Raw genomic sequence first — 17,332 nt, 5'->3', positions numbered from 1 at the left:
AACCGTAGCAGTCTTTCGACTGTACGGTTTTCCGTGTATGGTTGATACGGTTGTCAAAGTGAATTAAACACGCTTCGCGCCGCGTCCTCCGCGTTTACCTTCGGTGTTCTTTTTCAGCGACGAAATGCGTTCCTCACTATCTTTCAGGAAGCGTGACATTTTATCCTCAAATGAAGGTTTACCCGGTGCAGGCTTGAAAGAACGGCCTCCACGATCGCGGTTGAAACCACCACCGCGTCCCTGACTTGGACCTGAACCTCCGCCGCCAAAACGGTCTCCTCCGCCTGATCCTCCTGTACGCTCCGGTCTTGGAGCTCTTGGGGGACGGGCTTCACTTGCCGGCTTATCAATCGTTTGCTTAATGGAAAGTCCGATTTTGCCATCTTTGTCAACATTAATGACTTTCACCGTCACAACATCATTAATCTTCAGGTGGTCGTTAACATCCTTAACATAATTATCGGCGATTTCCGAGATGTGAACGAGACCCGTGACACCTCCAGACAAATCCACAAATGCTCCAAAATGCGTGATGCCTGTCACTTTGCCCTCTAACTTGGTGCCCACTTCAATTGCCATAGAATAAAATGATCCTCCCTTAAAATATACAACCGATTTTTTTGCAAAAAAATCCCGCTGTGGTGATTTGATTATACAAAATGGCGGAACCAAGGTCAACTAAGCATTGGCCCGATAATACTTCTATTTTTGATCTCCGATGATTGGCGTCTCTTCCGGTTTGTAAAGACCGTACTTGCTTCTAGCAATTTCTCCAATGTACTCAGGGTCCTTGAGACGATTCACTTCGGTTTGAAGCTGTTGTTCCGTTTGTGTAGCAGCTTGCTTCTGTTTTTCCTTCTGGGTGAGCTGTTCATTTCGATCGGCCATGATCATACCTTGAGAAAAAAAGGTGAATATGGCCCAACTACCAAAGGCGGCAAGCGATAGCAACCAAATCATGATTCGCCTGCGCCCGCCCGCATTGGACTTGGACGTAGGAGATGAATGGCGATCTACAGACGAATTACGCATGATACTACCCCCTTCCAAACCATCTTTTTGCTGTATTTTTCAGTCTGATACCTAGCTTTATGAGCGGATCTGGCGTCTTCCAGCGCGCTATAAGCGGACGGATCAACCAAAGAATCGGCTTCCAAACCGGCATCAGGATGTATATCAGCATCCTTCCTAGGAACACAATAAGTGCCCATGTCCATCCGACCAGCTTGCGTAACAGCCGATACAGCGCTAACACCGGAAGAACAATCAGGATGCGCAGTATGCTGTTCACGATCAACGTCAGTCTGCGAACGATCTCTATTAACATTACCACAAAACGTTGGGTTGTAACACTAAAGGCCCAAAAATAGAGCCAAACCCCCAAAAGTAGTCCTAAAAAGACATAAAACCGCAGCTCACCGCGATTACTCGCGTATAGCACACGGAAAATAAACAAAGCCGAGGCCACCCAATACAGCACGTCCAACATATGAACACTCCAACGGGCAAAATGAAAGCGGATTGACAGCACCCGGTAGCTGTCAAATACCACTCCCATCGCTATGCCCGACAATAGCATCCACGTCAATGTCAGCCATTGTGTGTAAGGGTTCATTTGAAGAGCTTGCCGAATAGGCTTTTTCCGTTTTTGGCCGGGGCCCCAGGCTCTAGGTAGACGAGGGAAGTAATCAGACCTTCAATGGACAGCAGCCCCTCTTCCAGACTGAGGTTTTTGATATGTAAATGTTGTCCGCGAATGGTGAGATGGCCCAGCTCGGTCTGAAGCAAAAACTCTTCACTGTCAAAGCTCTCCACATTGCTGACGCCTGAAATGTCGAGCTGCTTGCGGCTTTGCATGCGCAGATCATGGTGCTTGGACTTCCCTTGTTCAATCATGGCATGTACCCCTCCTTCTGTTCTTAGCTTATGAAGGGGTGGGCATGATTTAGAACCGCATTGGCTATTCACGAGCATATATTAGACGAAAGCTCATTATCCAAAAGAAAAAAGCATTCCTTCATAAAATATGAAGGAATGCTTCTATGTACAACGTTATGAGAAAATCAGATGTCTGCTTACCAGTTCAAACCGTTGTCCCTGGCAATAGGCTCTTCCTTTACCAAAGTGTACATACTTGCAGCCTCGTCCTTGCGTGTAGTGTCGGCGAGCCGTTCCACTCGCACGGTCACCAGCTTCTGGCCAAATTGGACGGTAATTTCATCGCCCACTTTGACCGCACTGCTCGGCTTGGCTTCGCGTCCATTCACCACGACTCTCCCTTGTTCAGAGACGTCCTTAGCTACTGTACGACGCTTAATCAGCCGCGAGACTTTCAAGAATTTATCAAGACGCATTAGTTAACGGCTTCTTTAAGCTTATTACCAGCTTTAAAAGCAGGAACGGTCGATTCTGGAATTTCAATCGTGTTGCCGGTTTGTGGATTGCGACCTGTACGGCTGGAACGTTTGCGCGTTTCGAAAGTACCAAAGCCGATCAGTTGTACTTTGTCACCACTAGCAAGTGCATCTGTAATTTCACCAAGAACGCCATTCAATACAGCTTCAACGTCACGTTTGCTCAAACCGCTTTTGCTGGAAATATTGTTGATCAGATCTGTCTTGTTCATAAGATAAAAGCCTCCTAAATGTCAAAAAATAATCATCACGCTACATGTCCTTAAATGGAGCATACGTGAGGTCCAACTGTGGCCGAAGCCCTTCCTGAATACCACTGTAACATGTTCAACTATTAGCTACAGTTATTTTCAGAATTACTACAAGTTATTCTGGCTTGTCCTTAAAAATCCTGCAATGACAGGCGTTTTTTTATTCGACCCCAGTTAAGCCAACATCCTACTACAAAACTCTGCCCATTGGCAAGTCTGCTCAAGCCGGGCGTATTTTCAACCCTGCATATGACTCATTTTACTGTCCAATACAGCCAAAGATCAAATCTATGGAATCAATCTCTGTCAAGGAGCTTTTTCGCTTCCTGCCAGTAGGTCTCCATTTCATCTACACTGCTGTCCTCAGGACGACGCCCCTGCTCGCGTAGTTTCTGCTCAATATACTGGAAGCGGCTTACAAATTTGCGATTAGTGGCTGACAGCGCCTCCTCCGGATCTACGTCCATGAACCGGGCCGCATTCACGGCAACAAATAGAACATCCCCCAACTCCAGCAACTGAGCTTCCATGGAATGCCCTTCACGAACCGCTTCCTTCAACTCAGCCACTTCTTCGTCCAATTTATCAAATACGCCTTCAATGCTATCCCAGTTAAAGCCTACTTTAGCTGCCTTCTTCTGGAGCTTGTACGATTTCATAAGAGCAGGCAGATCACGGGGAACCCCATCCAGTACGGAAGGATTGGCTGCCGCCGTACCTTTTAGCCGTTTTTCCTCTGCCTTCATCTGTTCCCAGTTTTGCAGCGCCTCTTCCGCATCATTGGCTTGATTGTCACCGAATACATGCGGATGACGGAAAATAAGCTTATCGTTCAGTCCCTGGATCACATCATACACATTGAAGGTTCCGACTTCCTCCTCCATTTGGGCATGCAGCAAAATTTGCAACAACAGATCGCCAAGCTCTTCCTTCATATGCTCAGGATCATCCTCATCTATGGTTTCAATGACCTCATACGTTTCCTCGATCAGATTTTTGCGGATTGATTGATGTGTCTGTTCACGATCCCATGGACAGCCTTCCGGACTGCGCAAAATATCGACAATCTCATGTAGACGGTCAAAAGAACGCCGTTTCAGGGCCTCATCTTCACTGCGAGGTATGTATACCAAGGATAGGTTGCCGTAGCCCTCTACTCGATCCAGCTCGTATAGCGGCACCTTGTGGACCGCCTCCTCACCTTCTACCCCAAGCGCGTGGCCGACATACACCTCATAATCGTCAGGATACCGCTCCATCAAACATAGCTTCACATCGGAAGCCGTAAAGGTGTCATATACCTGTCCGATCAGCGTATGCAACTGGGGCTGGAGCCAGCTGGCATCCAGTGTACCTGCATCTAACAGCTGAAAACCCTCAATTGGATCAAAACCAAGACGCACAAAAGCCTCATCCAGAAAACTTTCTCCACCCAAGATGTTTAGTTCAATCCCTTGCGCAGGACAACGCTCCTTGAGCAACTGCACCGCTGCTTCCGCCACCATCGGGTGACCGGGAACTGCATAGACGATTTCGCTCCCGTCTGCCGCCTTAGCAGCCTTTTCCATCAGTTGACTGGTAATTTCCTCATATACCTCTGGAAAAGAATCCTTTGTCTCATATACCGCATCAAACGACTCAAAAGCCACCTCAAACTCATCCAGCACTCGAACCGCCGGATGTTCCTTGGTTCGCAGATAGAGCGCTGAAGCGCCCCGCATTTTGTTCAATATCCCTATCGTAAGCTGATCGGGATCTCCCGAGCCCAGACCTACGATCGTTAATGTTACGCTCATATCCAATCCTCCGTTCCGCAAAAGCAGGATTCATGCTCCGAAAAAACACCCGGCACAGCCCAGCTTCCGCTTCCTTTGCTTTGGCATTTACTATACCACAAAGTGGTATAGGCTCATAAAATGGCTTGTGCAGCTTTCACGCGGCAAGCCGTATAACCCCGGGCTAAGCCAGTACGCGCAGTCTGCGCAGCACAGCTGCCAGCGGGCGTCCGAGCTTGGGCACTGCCACAAGCTCGGCTTCCGTGATCAACCTCAAGCGTGCGAGGCCGATCACGAACACCACGGCGCCTGCTGCTACTCCCAGCAGGCTCTCCGCCGCTGCCGTGGCACGACCTCCGGCAGCCCATCCCAAGGCACCCAGCACAGCACCGGTGCCCCACATCGCCGCTCCGGCTGCACCAGCCAAGGCGACAAGCAATGCTGCCGGTTTGAGCACACTGGCGGACCAGCTCCCGCGCAGCCCCACCAAGCGGGCCAGCAGCGCGATGTTGATCACAGCCGCCAGCAGATAGGCGACAGCCCCCGCAATGGCGGCGCCCGCCGTGCCGAGCTGCGGCACGAGCAGCCAGTTTAGCAGCGCCTTGGCCGCAGCGGCCGTGAGCATAGCCAGGGCTGGCGCACGAACCGCGCCAAGCCCTTGCAACAGCGCAGCCGAGATGATGCTGAGCGTGCCGCCTACGGCGGTCAGCGCCATCCAGCGCATAACCGTGCTGCCCGTGTCGTCTGCATACAGCATCACATTGACGGGCACGGCCAGCACGATCAGACCTGTCGCAGCGGCTAGTCCCAGCAGCCAAAACCAGCGCAGCGATTGCTCGCACTGACGACGTGCCAGCTCCGTACCTCCGGTCACCCGTGCCTCAGCCAGCGAGGGTATGAACAATGCCGACAATGTGGTGGCAAACATCATGACCAGCTGTACTAGCGGAAGCCCCCGGTTATACACGCCGAAGGCCACCATAACCGCCGTATCATCCAAGCCCTCCTGCTTTAACAGGCGAGGGACGGTAAATGTATCTACCAGGTTTATTAACGGAACAGCTAGCGCTCCAAGGCAAACAGGCAGAGCATAACGCAGCAGTGCCTTTAGCAAAGCACCACTGCTTTCCGCTGGGTGAAGCTCACCAGTCTGTGCCTGCACTGTTGTCATGACCGTCTCTTGCCGTCTAAGTCTCTTTCTGTGGCCTCGCCAATACAGCAGCATGATCACCAGGCCCGCTGCTCCGCCTGCTGCTGAACCAAACACTGCTCCGGCGGCAATCATATCCGCCCCTGCTCCTTGTGACAGCATGAACAGCAACAATATGATCATCACGCTTACCCTTATCGCCTGCTCCGTCACTTGGGAGACAGCCGTCGGAATCATATTTTGCAAGCCTTGAAAATAGCCCCTCAGTCCCGCCATAATCGGCACGAACAAGAAGGCAATCGCCGCCGCCCTCACCGATGGAATGACGTGAGCATTGTCGATCCACTGGCCGATTAGTGGCGCACACGTATACATCAGCAGCCCCAGAAACAATCCGAATATGCCCAATACAAGCGAAGATAGCCGGGCAACACGTTGCCCCGCTGCCTGATTTCCCACAGCCTCATACTCAGCTACAAATTTGGATACAGCCGCCGGGAATCCAGCAGCTGCAATGGTAATGAACAGCGTATAAAAAGGATAAACCGTATTATAAATGCCAAACACGCCATCGCCGCCAATATTTTGCAGCGGGATTTTTTGCAATGTGCCGATCAGCTTGCTTGCTACAGCTGCCAGTGTCAAAATGACAGCGCCTCGTAGCAGCCGCGAAGCGGCGCGATTTTCCTGCATTCTCCGTCTTCACTCCCACCTGGAATAAGCGTTTTTACGAGTCCTATTATACCGTCTCTTCTCCCGGAAAGAAAAAAATCCCTGTACAACGTTGAACGGCTTTGTCCGTTCTGTACGTCATACAGGGGTGAAACGGGGTGTTACTGTTCCATTTGTTTGCCCAGGAAGCCAGCGGCTGTTTCAGCCATCTTGACCTCCATTTCGGACATTTTTACATTTTCATCCTTGTTCAACAATATAACAGAACCAATGGGATCACCACCCGAAACAATGGGAGCCGTCACAAAGGACGAGAGTGTTTCTTCGTGGTCTCGCGTCAGCTCGTAAGAGCCGCTGGCTGTCTCCAGCACAGTCTTGCGATTATCCATGCTACCTTCAATAATGCTACCGATTTGCTTGTCCAGAAACTCTTTTTTTGAGCCTCCAGCCACCGTAATAATGGTGTCACGATCGGTAATCATCGTAATATGGCCAGTGCTTTCAAACAGGGACTCAGCATACTCTTTGGCGAAATCACCAAGTTCACCAATAGGTGAATACTTTTTCAAAATGACTTCTCCGTCACGATCCACAAAAATTTCAAGCGGATCTCCTTCACGAATTCTCAAGGTGCGGCGAATCTCCTTTGGAATAACTACCCGCCCAAGATCATCAATACGGCGAACTATACCAGTAGCTTTCATTTCACATGTTGCCCCACTTTCTCAAGAAGAATTTAGTAAACTACTGACGGTATCGAAAGACGCTTCCACTCCCCCAGAAGCGGTCACGAAGAACGTCGCGGTCATGGTGTTTATGGTGATATCTGACCATAGTATTCATCTGTTCCCAATTCCTTATGCATGTTCAGTTATTTACCTTCGTTTGCAGCTCCATCTTTAGCTGTTCCAGCTTTGCTATCGCCCGTACCGCTTGTTGTTCCGCTCGGCGTAGTTGTGCTGCCCGCACCGGACGTTGCACCACTTTTCTCTTGCGTAGCAGGTGCCTTCGGCAGATTGATTTTCAAATCAAGCTTCGTCAAATCATTTTCGGTAAAGTTTTGGATACTTTCCCCAGCTAGTTTATTTTTCAGGGCAGCCTTTTCGTTGTCCTTCAATTTATCAAATGTCGGCTCATTGCGGGACTCCACTTTGATCACGTGATATCCGTATTCTGTTTCCACGGGTTCACCAATTTTGTTAATTGGTTGAGTCTCGGCAGCCTCTTTAAAAGCAGGTACCCATTGCGCTACAGATGCATTCTCATACAGCCCGCCATTAGATGCGGAACCTGGGTCTTCCGAATACTTCTTAGCAATCGTTGCAAAATCCGCTCCACCATCCAATTTTGTCTTTACCTCTTTGGCCAGCTTGAGAGTAGCCTCTTTTGTACGCTGTTTCTTTGTTTTTGGATCTTCAAAATTAATCAATACATGACGTACAGTTGCTGTCGTGAACTGATCTTTATTTTTTTCAAATTCCTGTTTCAGCTGATCATCCGTTACTTTATTGGTTTCGCTGTTGATTACCGTCATTACACGCGTGAAGTAATCTTTCACACCTTGTTCGGTCAGCTTCTGATCACTTAGAAATGTCTTAAACTTATCTTCTCCGACCGACTTTTTATACTGCTCCAACTGCTCGTTTCCTTGTTTGGCGCCCTCTTCCTTGGCTTTGTCGTCCGCTTTGGCTGCCAAAAGCTTGTACACTACTTCCTGCTTTACAATTTGCTCACGTACCTGATCAGAAGCTAAAGCAGCCTCATACTCTGGGTACAGAAATTTCATCATGCTGATTTCTTGGTTGAACTCATTTTCGGTAATCGTTCCACCCTTATAGGTCACGACAACCTTGCTGTTGTCTTTCGGCTCATCCTTGACCTTATTCTCATCCGCTTGCTTCGTACATGCTGCGAGCACCGATATAGCTAGCAACGCTGCCATGCCCAAGGAGAGCATTCTCCAAGGTTTTCTTTTATTTAGTTGTGACATTTTGCAGTTCCTCCTTCAATGTGAATGCTTCTTTCAATGCACTCAAAAATTGCTCCAGCAGTTCTAGCAGTTGTGCATCATTTAGACCTTTACCCTTTATGCGTACGCTCATAGAAGTACCCTGTTCAAATTGTACACGTCTTTCAAAGCGATTGCCAATCTCGGCAAGTTTGGCAGTCTGCAGCGCCTGCTGACGCCCCTCGTGAAATTTCAACACCATATTGTCATCCCGTTGAACAATGGACTCGATGCCATACATCCGTCCATACACCTTGAGACGGGCCACGGCCAGCAAATGACGCACTGCCTCTGGCAGATCGCCAAACCGGTCGACCAACTCATCCTCCAGCTCGGAAGCCTCGTCAAAGGTACTGACTGCCGCAACCTTTTTATAAATCTCAATCTTCTGAATGCTGTCATAAATATAGTCTCCCGGCAGGTAAGCATCGACGCTCAAATCAATCGATGTACTCCAATTCCGGTTGGATTGATCCTCTTCTCCAAGCACACTGACTTTACGTTTATTGATTTCCTCAGCCAGCATTTGTGAGTAAAGATCAAAACCGACGGATGCGATGAATCCGTGCTGCTCGGCGCCAAGTAAGTTACCCGCTCCGCGGATGGACAAATCACGCATTGCAATCTTGAACCCGGAACCCAACTCCGTAAATTCTTTGATAGACTGAAGTCGCTTCTCCGCTACCTCTGTAAGCACCTTATCTCGCTGGTACGTGAAATAAGCATAGGCAATCCGGTTGGAACGACCTACACGCCCACGCAGCTGATAAAGCTGGGAGAGCCCCATTTTATCGGCATCATGCACAATGAGTGTATTCACATTGGGAATATCCACACCGGTTTCGATAATGCTCGTGCTAACGAGTACATCATATTCACCATCCAGGAAATCCAAAATGGTTTTCTCCAGTTCCGTTTCAGACATCTGTCCGTGGCCTACGCCCACCTTGGCGTCTGGGACAAGTGCATTGATCTCGGCAGCCATCTCCTGAATACCCTGCACGCGATTATACAGGTAATAAACCTGCCCTCCGCGTGCCATCTCGCGTTCAATGGCCTCACGAACTAGAGTCTGGCTATGCTCAACGACATAAGTTTGCACTGGAAAACGATTTTCCGGTGGCGTCTCAATGACTGACAAATCACGTACACCCAGCATGGACATATGCAGTGTACGCGGAATAGGTGTAGCCGTTAGCGTCAATACGTCTACATTCGTTTTCAGTTTTTTCAGCTTTTCTTTGTGCGTGACACCAAAACGTTGCTCCTCATCGACAATAAGCAGCCCCAGATCTTTAAACACCAGATCCTGTGAAAGTAGACGGTGAGTACCAATGACAATATCAACCGTACCTTGTCGAACTCCCTTGGTCGTCTCATTCTGCTCTTTGCGCGAGCGGAAACGGCTCAATACCTGAATATTGAACGGATACCCAGAAAAGCGCTCACGGAATGTCTCATAGTGCTGTTGCGCCAAAATCGTCGTCGGTACCAGCACAGCCACTTGTTTGCCCTCAATAGCAGACTTAAAAGCAGCACGAATAGCCACCTCAGTCTTGCCGTAGCCTACGTCACCGCACAGCAAACGATCCATTGGACGACTCTGCTCCATGTCCTTCTTAATTTCTTCAATAGCCCGAACCTGGTCACGTGTCTCATCATACGGGAACATATCCTCAAATTCCTGTTGCTCCGGCGAATCCTTTTCAAAAGCAAAGCCTGGTGCTGACTGTCTTTCCGCATATAGCTTGATCAAGTCATCTGCGATGTCCTGAACCGAGCTGCGCACCTTACTTTTAACACGTGTCCACTCATTGCCGCCCAGTTTGTAAATTTTGGGCTCCTTGTCCTCTGAGCCCACATACTTCTGAATCAGATCAATTTGTTCAATCGGTACAGACAGCTTATCTCCGCCTGCATAGAGGATATGCATGTAATCTTTATGGATACCGCCAACCTCCAGCGTACCGATTCCCATATACTTCCCGATCCCGTGATTTTGGTGTACGACATAGTCGCCCACCTTCAGCTCGCTATAGCTCTTAATCCGCTCTGCATTGTCTACATGTCGGCCCTGCTTACGTGCTTTCCGCTGCTTCTGGGAGAACATCTCACCCTCGGTAATCACCGCCAGATGAATAGACGGCATCTCAAAACCGCTTTGCAGATTACCAATCGCCATAGTCGGCTCATCAATACCGTAGTCTTGAAGCACTCGCCGCATCCGATCCAGACGTTCATCTCCACTCGCCAGCATCATAACCTGTGTGCCTGCCTTGCGCCAACGATCCATCTCTGCCTTGAGTACATTCATTTGACCGTGGAAATCCTGCATGCCCCGGCAAATGAAGTTCAAAATATTTTGCGGCTGCGTATGCGGAACCTGGCGAAGGAAGATCGACAGGAACAGGGTTTGAAATCTCCGATTATACAGCAGATTATCCGAGTTATCCGATAGCTCCAGTTGCGGTAGAGTTTTACCGTTTTGAAGCAAATGCAAATTCCATTCAGACTCATCCCGCTCTAGCTGCCTGGCTGTTTCTAGCATCCGTGCTGGTTCATCAATGATTAGAATCGTATCTGCCGGCATATAATCTGCCAAGGTTTTACGTTCAGGATACAGCAGGGAGATATATTTATAGATTTCGTCAAAATACACATGCTCCCGCAGCAGCTCAATTTCACGATGAATTTCCTCTTTCAGATGCTGCTTAGCCTGACGATCTGTCATTTTGTCCAGCTGTTCCTCCAACAACAGAGCAGCGGCATCGGCAGCTTGATCCATACGCTGGTGGCTTGCAATAACTTCCTTACATGGCGTTACAGTAACTTCCTGTACCTTTTCCACCGAACGCTGATCTTGCGGATCAAACATACGGATGGAGTCAATTTCATCGTCAAACAACTCCACACGATAGCCCCAACGGGTGGTCATTGGATAAAAATCAACAATTCCCCCGCGTACACTCATCTCCCCGCGGGATTCAACACGCTCTACACGCTGATATCCCATCTCAACCATATGCAGCAAAAATGCTTCCAGCTGAATCGTTTCTCCCTCTTTCAGTTCAACACGAGCCTCACGCCATGTTTCCGGGATTGGTAGTAGACGCCGGACCCCAGAAAACGGCACGACAACAACCCCACGAAAACCCTGGGCGCATCGTATCAATACATCAATTCGTTGGGATAATGTCTCTGGACTGGATATGGCAGCTTCAGCAGCTACCAACTCGTTGGCTGGATACAATAAAACCTGATCAGGAGAAAGCGCTTCCTGCAAATCATCTGCTATTTTTTGAGCGGCAAACATATTGTGCGTCATGACCATTAACGGTCGTCCAGTATCTTCAGCAAGTGCGGCCATCAGTACCTGTCTTGAAGAGCCTGACAAGCCTGATATCAGCTGTTCCTTCATGCCTGAGGATATACCTGCCGCAATGGATGCATAATCAGCATCCTTCGTAAAAGCCTGAATAAGTGCTTGTAACAAAAAAGGCACCCCTTTATGCTTATAAATAGTTACATGTAAACCGAAAAAGAAGCCTCAGCAATGCTGCCAAGGCTCCATAAGCGGAACTACCGCTTCACCTCTCAAGCTGGTACATCAGACCAGTTGAATACCTGTTATTGGAGCGGGTTTACGAGCAGACTCAACTCCGGATTATTCTCCAGTGCCTGACTGCAATGCTCGCAAATGACTTTAACAGTCACTTCACCACCCGAATTATACGCTATTATATCTCTACGTTCAGCAGGGGTCAAGGAATGGAAGCCCAACCTTTCTTCGGTTATTACAGCGGAGTCAATTCGCCCTAAGAAAGTTCGACAATGTCTGCATACATAATTAACAACCATGTAATGTATATGCCTCCTGAAAGTTTTCTATACCTTTCAGTATGTCCAACAATCTTCCATTTAAGCCCGTCTACCTGCGTCAGAGCTTACTTGTTGAATTCAGCCATCGTCCGCTCAAACGGATGATTCAAGCTGTATTCTAAAGCGTTGCACGTATCTTCTATCATTCCAGTCAATAGTTCCTTTTCCTTCTTTGGAAAGGTGCCCAGAACATAATCGACAATAGCATGTCCAGGCTCTGGACGGGAAATGCCCATACGAATCCGGTTGAAAGACTGCGTCCCTGTATGCTGAATGATCGATTTAATGCCATTATGACCGCCTGCGCTACCTTGATAACGCAGTCTTATTTTACCGACCTCTGTATCCAGATCATCGTACACGACAATCAGATCTTCCATATCGGCCTTATAGTAGTCCATATATGCACGTAGAGACTCGCCTGAGAGATTCATATATGTCATAGGCTTAATCAGTACCGTTTTCACGCCACCAATGTGACCCTCACCAATCAACGCCTTACATTTGCTTTGGGTAATCTGGATATTATGACGTGAGGCAAGTGCATCTAAGGCCATAAATCCGACATTATGTCTCGTTTTCTCGTATTGGGGACCGGGGTTGCCCAATCCTACAATCCACTTCATTAACCTTGACACCCTCTTTCGAAGTCTTGATTTTTTGGTAAAATAGTTGTAGTGAACAGGAAGGTGCGTGCCGATATGCTCAATCAAGGTGATATCCTCTTATATGACAGCCATTTTCTATATCATTTAAAACATTCCGTTCCTGTCCAAATTTATGACGGGAATGTACATGTTCAAATTGGCATCGTTGCGCGTTTTAATGAGCATTTCGTCGAAATCGAGGACACACTATACAATCGTCAACGCTTCACATTCATATCTCGGCCAGGCTTTTAGCCTGACATGCTGATAGGGGTTACCTTTTCCATATGGAAAAAGCAACCCCTTTTTTAATGAGCCAGTGCTTATTCGATTTCAAACAATTTGCTGATCGACAATTCCTCATGCACACGGATGATGGCTTCTCCCATTAATGGAGCCACAGACAGTACCTTCAGCTTGCTTGTCGGATTTGGGTGAACGATCGGGATTGTATCCGTCACAACCACCTCTTTTAATGGCGAATTCTCCAGTCTTTCCATCGCAGGACCAGACAGCACGGCATGTGTGCAACATGCATACACATCTTTTACGCCGCCTTCTTTAAGCGCATTTGCACCCAATACAATCGTTCCGGCTGTATCAATGATATCATCAATTAAAATAGCCGTCTTACCCTCAATGTTCCCGATGATATTCATCACTTCACTGACATTCGGCTCTGGACGACGCTTATCAATAATAGCGAGCGGAGCACTCAGGAAGTCCGCCAGCTTGCGCGCGCGAACAACCCCACCATGATCGGGTGAAACAACAATCGGGTTCTCAATTTGCTTGGAACGGAAATATTGGGCCAGAATTGGTGCTCCCAGCATATGATCCACTGGAATATCAAAGAATCCCTGAATCTGCATCGCATGCAAATCCATACTGATTACGCGGTGAGCTCCCGCCTTTTCAATCAAGTTAGCGACAAGTTTCGCTGTAATCGGATCACGTGAACGAGCCTTACGATCCTGACGAGCATAACCGTAATATGGCATAACAACATTGATACTTTTGGCAGAAGCACGTTTAAGTGCATCAATCATAACCAATAACTCCATCAAGTTGTCGTTAACTGGCAGACAAGTGGACTGTACAATATACACATGGCAGCCGCGAACACTTTCCGACAGCTTAACCTGAATTTCACCGTCACTAAACGATGTGGTATGGGATTCCCCCATTGGGATTCCGATGTAGTCCGCAATCTGGTGGGCTAACTTCGGATTGGAGTTACAAGTAAATATTTTGAGTTTGGAATCGCAATAAGTCATTAATAGAAACCCTCCGTGCTGGTTCATTCATTACAGATTCAACAGCTTGCTGATTAAGGTCATTCCGATCTTTTTTTCTTTGCTTTGGCACGCGCGCGGATTTTGTCCGCATATCCGGCTTTGTTCTCTTGACGTGGTCTGGCAATGGCCAGATCGTTATCAGGGACAGCATGTGTTACAGTGGAGCCTGCGACAACATAGGCACCTTTTCCAATCTTAATTGGGGCAATCAGATTCACATTGCTGCCAACAAAGGCATCATCTTCAATTTCTGTAATGGATTTATTATATCCATCATAATTGACCGTTATTGCCCCGCAGCCAATATTTACGTTTGTACCCACCTTGGCATCACCGACATAGCTCAAATGAGACACCTTGGAATGATCTCCAATAGTCGCATTCTTCACCTCTACAAAATCACCAATTTTCACATGTTCGCCAAGCTTCGCGCCTGGACGCAGATAAGCAAACGGCCCTACAGATGTACTGCTTCCCACTTCCGCTTCGTTCAACACCGAATGTTTCACTGTTGCCCCTGAGTGGATAACCGTATTCTGGATCTCTGCCTGCGGGCCAATCACACAATCTTCTCCGATTTGTGTTTGACCATGCAGCCATGTATTTGGGTACAATACTGTATCGGAACCAATGACAACATCGCTCCCGATGTAGGTAGAAGACGGATCAATGACGGTGACACCATTCAGCATATGTTTGCGAACAATGCGCTCACGCATATAACCCTCAGCAACTGACAAAGCAACTCTGTCGTTTACACCGATAGATTCCGACACGTCATTGGTCAAATACGCCTCAACCTGCTCACCTTCGCCATGCAAAATACCAATGACATCGGTCAGGTAGTATTCCTGCTGTGCATTGGTGTTCGTTACCTTGTCCAGCGCTGCAAATAACTTGGCATTGTCAAAGCAATACGTGCCTGTGTTAATCTCACGGACAGCATCTTCCTCAGGTGAACAATCCTTCTGTTCCACGATCTTAAGCACGGCCCCGGAAGTATCACGGATAACTCGTCCATATCCTTTCGGGTTGTCCAACTCAGCGGTCAGAATTGTTGCAGCCGCTCCGCGGCTTTCGTGCAGTTGCACCAAACCTTCCAGCGTTTCCGCTGTGATCAACGGAGTATCTCCACAAATGACAATTGTGGTGCCCTGTTCCTGGCCGAGCAGGTCCTTGGCTTGCTTGACAGCATGACCCGTTCCCAGCTGCTCTGCCTGAAGCGCATATTCTGCCGACGGTCCCAAATAAGACTGTACCGCCTCTGCTCCGTGACCCACGACGACTACACTTCGGGACACACCGATTTCACGAACCGTGTCGAGTACATGTCCGACCATCGGTTTTCCGCACACCGGATGCAGAACTTTATATAATTTGGATTTCATACGTTTTCCCTGCCCTGCGGCAAGAATGACTGCCAACCTTTCCAACAAGTCCAACCTCCTATCCTGAAAATAACAGTTACCCCTTGGCTAAAACGTTAATTCCCAGATCAGATTTTGCTTAACTTTTCACAATCCTCCTGAAAAATAACGGCGAACCTTTGGTTAATGGCTATTTTTTCAGGCCAGCTTGTGCTGGACGTTCATCCCCGGGACGCATCGCTGCCTAGTCCCTGTCTTATGAAAAAGCCGCTTCGGCAGCCCGGATGGCTCCAAGTTGCCTTAAAACTGACTGTTAACTCACTAAAGAATATATCTCATTCCAGACAAAAAGAAAAGAGAGCCACAGTTAGTGGCTCTCTTTTTCTTTTGTACCCCAATCCTGCTTTAGGCGAATTAAGCGCCTTCTTCAATAGCAACTTCTTCATCAACAGCTGCACGTTCGTACTCAGTCAATACAGCAGCTTGAATCTTTTCACGGGTTCCTGAAGATATCGGGTGAGCGATATCGCGAAACTCTCCGTCAGGGGTTCGTTTGCTTGGCATAGCTACGAACATCCCGTTATTACCGTCGATAACTCGGATGTCATGGACAACAAACTCGTTATCAATTGTAATGGATGCAATCGCCTTCATTCTTCCTTCTGAGTTCACTCGGCGGAGTCTAACATCCGTAATCTGCATGTGTGTTTCACCACCTTTTTCCAAATAGGACTTGGTGTATACATTCCACACAGCATTTCGAATTCCTTCTTTTTTTGGACAATTCGTATCCTAAATTCAGGTAATTTTTTTGAAAAGATTTCTTTTCGACATATTTAGGTATTTTATGATGAATTGTGACAATTTACTGCCCTGTTAACTCATCAAAATAATTACCCAGCTTGACTGTAATTTGCTTGCTTCGAGAATCGACTGCAGTCAGATTTGCCAGTGAAATATAATCGTGCAACAGGCGCTCTTCATTCTCCACCTCGCCCGACTCTACCAGCACACCGACACCAGCTACCTCAGCATCAAACTCTGCTAACAAGTCGACCATTCCTTGTATCGTGCCGCCAGCCTTCATAAAGTCATCTACGATGAGCACACGCGATTTCTCACGCATTGCACGTCTGGATAAAGACATCGTATGCAGGCTCTTTTGTGATCCAGAAACATAATTAATACTTACAGCTGAGCCTTCTGTCACCTGATGGTCACGCCGTACAAGCACGACTGGCAAATTAAGCTGTGCTCCGGTTGCATAAGCGAGCGGAATGCCCTTCGTCTCCACGGTCATAACCACATCAATCTGACGATCGGCAAAAGCGGTCGCAAATATTTTACCCGCTTCGTTCATCATCGCTGGTTGGCCCAGCAAATCGGACAGATACAGGTACCCTCCCGGTAATATGCGATCAGGCTGCTCCAGCTGCGCGCACAAGTCGTTCGCAAACGCAAGCGCATGTTGCTTGGAGAGCCTAGGGATCAGCTTGACGCCCCCTGCCGCTCCCGCCAGTGTCAGAAGCTCGCCAGTACCCTCGTCCTCAAATACTTCTTTGATAATAGCCAGATCCTCGCTTATCGACGACTTAGCTGCCCCGTATCGATCTGCAAAATGAGTAAGAGGCACCAATGTATGCGGCCGTGACAATAAAAATTGCGTCATTTCCACCAATCGTGAGCTTCTTTTAAGTTTTTTCACAACAATTCCTCGCGATCTATTCTCCTGCCGCCCGCTTCGTACAATAAAGCACCGGCGGACTGGCCGGTTGCTGGCGGAATGTAAGTGATATAGTAAAATCCGAATATTTAATAGTGAATATATCATCTTCGTACGTATTTGTACAACAATTGCCACTATAATATGA

Annotated in this window: 18 protein-coding genes; 1 reads left to right on the top strand and 17 read right to left on the bottom strand. The window is 48.0% G+C overall.

What is annotated here, in order from left to right; translation table 11 throughout:
* Positions 1 to 63 precede the first annotated feature (63 nt).
* The 13 genes from OIU26_RS23740 to pth all read right to left on the bottom strand — a co-directional run bounded on the left by OIU26_RS23740 (position 64) and on the right by pth (position 12,775).
* The gene (locus tag OIU26_RS23740) at positions 64 to 579 is read right to left on the bottom strand and encodes a S1 domain-containing RNA-binding protein (protein ID WP_264218228.1); all 516 of its coding nucleotides are present in this window, start codon (positions 577 to 579) and stop codon (positions 64 to 66) included.
* Positions 580 to 702: 123 nt separating this feature from the next.
* Positions 703 to 1,032 (bottom strand): FtsB family cell division protein, encoded by a 330-nt coding sequence (locus OIU26_RS23735; RefSeq protein ID WP_264218227.1) that lies wholly within the window; start codon positions 1,030 to 1,032, stop codon positions 703 to 705.
* A gap of 4 nt (positions 1,033 to 1,036) precedes the next feature.
* On the bottom strand, positions 1,037 to 1,615 hold the full coding sequence (yabQ, locus tag OIU26_RS23730) for a spore cortex biosynthesis protein YabQ (protein WP_016818912.1): 579 nt from the start codon (positions 1,613 to 1,615) through the stop codon (positions 1,037 to 1,039).
* Positions 1,612 to 1,896 carry a sporulation protein YabP gene (gene yabP, locus OIU26_RS23725; protein WP_013368685.1) on the bottom strand — a complete coding sequence of 95 codons (285 nt, stop codon included), beginning with the start codon at positions 1,894 to 1,896 and terminating at the stop codon, positions 1,612 to 1,614. Before yabP ends, yabQ begins: the two co-directional genes overlap by 4 nt.
* A gap of 179 nt (positions 1,897 to 2,075) precedes the next feature.
* Positions 2,076 to 2,354: an RNA-binding S4 domain-containing protein gene (locus OIU26_RS23720; protein ID WP_014599342.1), complete on the bottom strand. Its 279-nt coding sequence runs from the start codon at positions 2,352 to 2,354 to the stop codon at positions 2,076 to 2,078.
* A complete protein-coding gene (locus tag OIU26_RS23715; RefSeq protein WP_007428028.1) occupies positions 2,354 to 2,626 on the bottom strand; it encodes an HU family DNA-binding protein in 273 nt (90 codons plus the stop codon). The genes OIU26_RS23720 and OIU26_RS23715 overlap by 1 nt, the downstream gene beginning before the upstream one ends.
* A 335-nt stretch (positions 2,627 to 2,961) precedes the next feature.
* The gene (mazG, locus tag OIU26_RS23710; RefSeq protein WP_102163412.1) at positions 2,962 to 4,461 is read right to left on the bottom strand and encodes a nucleoside triphosphate pyrophosphohydrolase; all 1,500 of its coding nucleotides are present in this window, start codon (positions 4,459 to 4,461) and stop codon (positions 2,962 to 2,964) included.
* Positions 4,462 to 4,624: 163 nt separating this feature from the next.
* Positions 4,625 to 6,283: a polysaccharide biosynthesis protein gene (locus OIU26_RS23705; protein WP_264218226.1), complete on the bottom strand. Its 1,659-nt coding sequence runs from the start codon at positions 6,281 to 6,283 to the stop codon at positions 4,625 to 4,627.
* A gap of 140 nt (positions 6,284 to 6,423) precedes the next feature.
* Positions 6,424 to 6,966: a stage V sporulation protein T gene (gene spoVT / locus OIU26_RS23700; protein WP_013368681.1), complete on the bottom strand. Its 543-nt coding sequence runs from the start codon at positions 6,964 to 6,966 to the stop codon at positions 6,424 to 6,426.
* A gap of 167 nt (positions 6,967 to 7,133) precedes the next feature.
* The gene (locus tag OIU26_RS23695; RefSeq protein WP_264218225.1) at positions 7,134 to 8,252 is read right to left on the bottom strand and encodes a peptidylprolyl isomerase; all 1,119 of its coding nucleotides are present in this window, start codon (positions 8,250 to 8,252) and stop codon (positions 7,134 to 7,136) included.
* The gene (gene mfd / locus OIU26_RS23690; RefSeq protein ID WP_264218224.1) at positions 8,236 to 11,763 is read right to left on the bottom strand and encodes a transcription-repair coupling factor; all 3,528 of its coding nucleotides are present in this window, start codon (positions 11,761 to 11,763) and stop codon (positions 8,236 to 8,238) included. The genes OIU26_RS23695 and mfd overlap by 17 nt, the downstream gene beginning before the upstream one ends.
* 134 nt (positions 11,764 to 11,897) lie before the next feature.
* Positions 11,898 to 12,128 carry an anti-sigma-F factor Fin family protein gene (locus tag OIU26_RS23685; RefSeq protein ID WP_014599341.1) on the bottom strand — a complete coding sequence of 77 codons (231 nt, stop codon included), beginning with the start codon at positions 12,126 to 12,128 and terminating at the stop codon, positions 11,898 to 11,900.
* 86 nt (positions 12,129 to 12,214) lie between these two features.
* Complete coding sequence (pth, locus tag OIU26_RS23680) at positions 12,215 to 12,775, bottom strand: aminoacyl-tRNA hydrolase (RefSeq protein ID WP_016818918.1); 561 nt, start codon at positions 12,773 to 12,775, stop codon at positions 12,215 to 12,217.
* Between the two features lie 75 nt (positions 12,776 to 12,850).
* Here pth and OIU26_RS23675 point away from each other — a divergent pair, with 75 nt between their 5' ends.
* Complete coding sequence (locus OIU26_RS23675) at positions 12,851 to 13,051, top strand: hypothetical protein (protein ID WP_013368676.1); 201 nt, start codon at positions 12,851 to 12,853, stop codon at positions 13,049 to 13,051.
* 68 nt (positions 13,052 to 13,119) lie between these two features.
* Here the strand turns inward: OIU26_RS23675 and OIU26_RS23670 are convergent, their stop codons facing one another.
* The 4 genes from OIU26_RS23670 to purR all read right to left on the bottom strand — a co-directional run bounded on the left by OIU26_RS23670 (position 13,120) and on the right by purR (position 17,166).
* On the bottom strand, positions 13,120 to 14,073 hold the full coding sequence (locus tag OIU26_RS23670) for a ribose-phosphate diphosphokinase (RefSeq protein ID WP_013308125.1): 954 nt from the start codon (positions 14,071 to 14,073) through the stop codon (positions 13,120 to 13,122).
* Positions 14,074 to 14,132: 59 nt separating this feature from the next.
* The gene (glmU, locus tag OIU26_RS23665) at positions 14,133 to 15,530 is read right to left on the bottom strand and encodes a bifunctional UDP-N-acetylglucosamine diphosphorylase/glucosamine-1-phosphate N-acetyltransferase GlmU (RefSeq protein ID WP_164965579.1); all 1,398 of its coding nucleotides are present in this window, start codon (positions 15,528 to 15,530) and stop codon (positions 14,133 to 14,135) included.
* A 345-nt stretch (positions 15,531 to 15,875) separates the two neighbouring features.
* On the bottom strand, positions 15,876 to 16,163 hold the full coding sequence (gene spoVG, locus OIU26_RS23660) for a septation regulator SpoVG (RefSeq protein ID WP_007428016.1): 288 nt from the start codon (positions 16,161 to 16,163) through the stop codon (positions 15,876 to 15,878).
* A 163-nt stretch (positions 16,164 to 16,326) separates the two neighbouring features.
* The gene (gene purR, locus OIU26_RS23655; RefSeq protein ID WP_013368673.1) at positions 16,327 to 17,166 is read right to left on the bottom strand and encodes a pur operon repressor; all 840 of its coding nucleotides are present in this window, start codon (positions 17,164 to 17,166) and stop codon (positions 16,327 to 16,329) included.
* Positions 17,167 to 17,332 lie beyond the last annotated feature (166 nt).

Origin of the sequence: Paenibacillus sp. BT-177, from assembly GCF_025846815.2 — a bacterium.
In the GTDB taxonomy this organism is placed as follows: Bacteria; Bacillota; Bacilli; order Paenibacillales; family Paenibacillaceae; genus Paenibacillus; species Paenibacillus polymyxa_C.
Note: the sequence above shows the minus strand (reverse complement) of the source record. Positions and strands in the feature narration are given on the sequence as shown.

Excerpts from the sequence above, each read along its gene's own strand:
- spoVG (WP_007428016.1), bottom strand. The coding sequence starts at position 16,163 with ATGCAGATTACGGATGTTAGACTCCGCCGAGTGAACTCAGAAGGAAGA.
- yabQ (WP_016818912.1), bottom strand. The coding sequence starts at position 1,615 with ATGAACCCTTACACACAATGGCTGACATTGACGTGGATGCTATTGTCG.
- OIU26_RS23695 (WP_264218225.1), bottom strand. The coding sequence starts at position 8,252 with ATGTCACAACTAAATAAAAGAAAACCTTGGAGAATGCTCTCCTTGGGC.
- OIU26_RS23735 (WP_264218227.1), bottom strand. The coding sequence starts at position 1,032 with ATGCGTAATTCGTCTGTAGATCGCCATTCATCTCCTACGTCCAAGTCC.
- OIU26_RS23715 (WP_007428028.1), bottom strand. The coding sequence starts at position 2,626 with ATGAACAAGACAGATCTGATCAACAATATTTCCAGCAAAAGCGGTTTG.
- spoVT (WP_013368681.1), bottom strand. The coding sequence starts at position 6,966 with ATGAAAGCTACTGGTATAGTTCGCCGTATTGATGATCTTGGGCGGGTA.
- OIU26_RS23685 (WP_014599341.1), bottom strand. The coding sequence starts at position 12,128 with ATGGTTGTTAATTATGTATGCAGACATTGTCGAACTTTCTTAGGGCGA.
- OIU26_RS23670 (WP_013308125.1), bottom strand. The coding sequence starts at position 14,073 with ATGACTTATTGCGATTCCAAACTCAAAATATTTACTTGTAACTCCAAT.
- yabP (WP_013368685.1), bottom strand. The coding sequence starts at position 1,896 with ATGATTGAACAAGGGAAGTCCAAGCACCATGATCTGCGCATGCAAAGC.
- mazG (WP_102163412.1), bottom strand. The coding sequence starts at position 4,461 with ATGAGCGTAACATTAACGATCGTAGGTCTGGGCTCGGGAGATCCCGAT.
- OIU26_RS23720 (WP_014599342.1), bottom strand. The coding sequence starts at position 2,354 with ATGCGTCTTGATAAATTCTTGAAAGTCTCGCGGCTGATTAAGCGTCGT.
- OIU26_RS23675 (WP_013368676.1), top strand. The coding sequence starts at position 12,851 with ATGCTCAATCAAGGTGATATCCTCTTATATGACAGCCATTTTCTATAT.
- pth (WP_016818918.1), bottom strand. The coding sequence starts at position 12,775 with ATGAAGTGGATTGTAGGATTGGGCAACCCCGGTCCCCAATACGAGAAA.
- OIU26_RS23705 (WP_264218226.1), bottom strand. The coding sequence starts at position 6,283 with ATGCAGGAAAATCGCGCCGCTTCGCGGCTGCTACGAGGCGCTGTCATT.
- OIU26_RS23740 (WP_264218228.1), bottom strand. The coding sequence starts at position 579 with ATGGCAATTGAAGTGGGCACCAAGTTAGAGGGCAAAGTGACAGGCATC.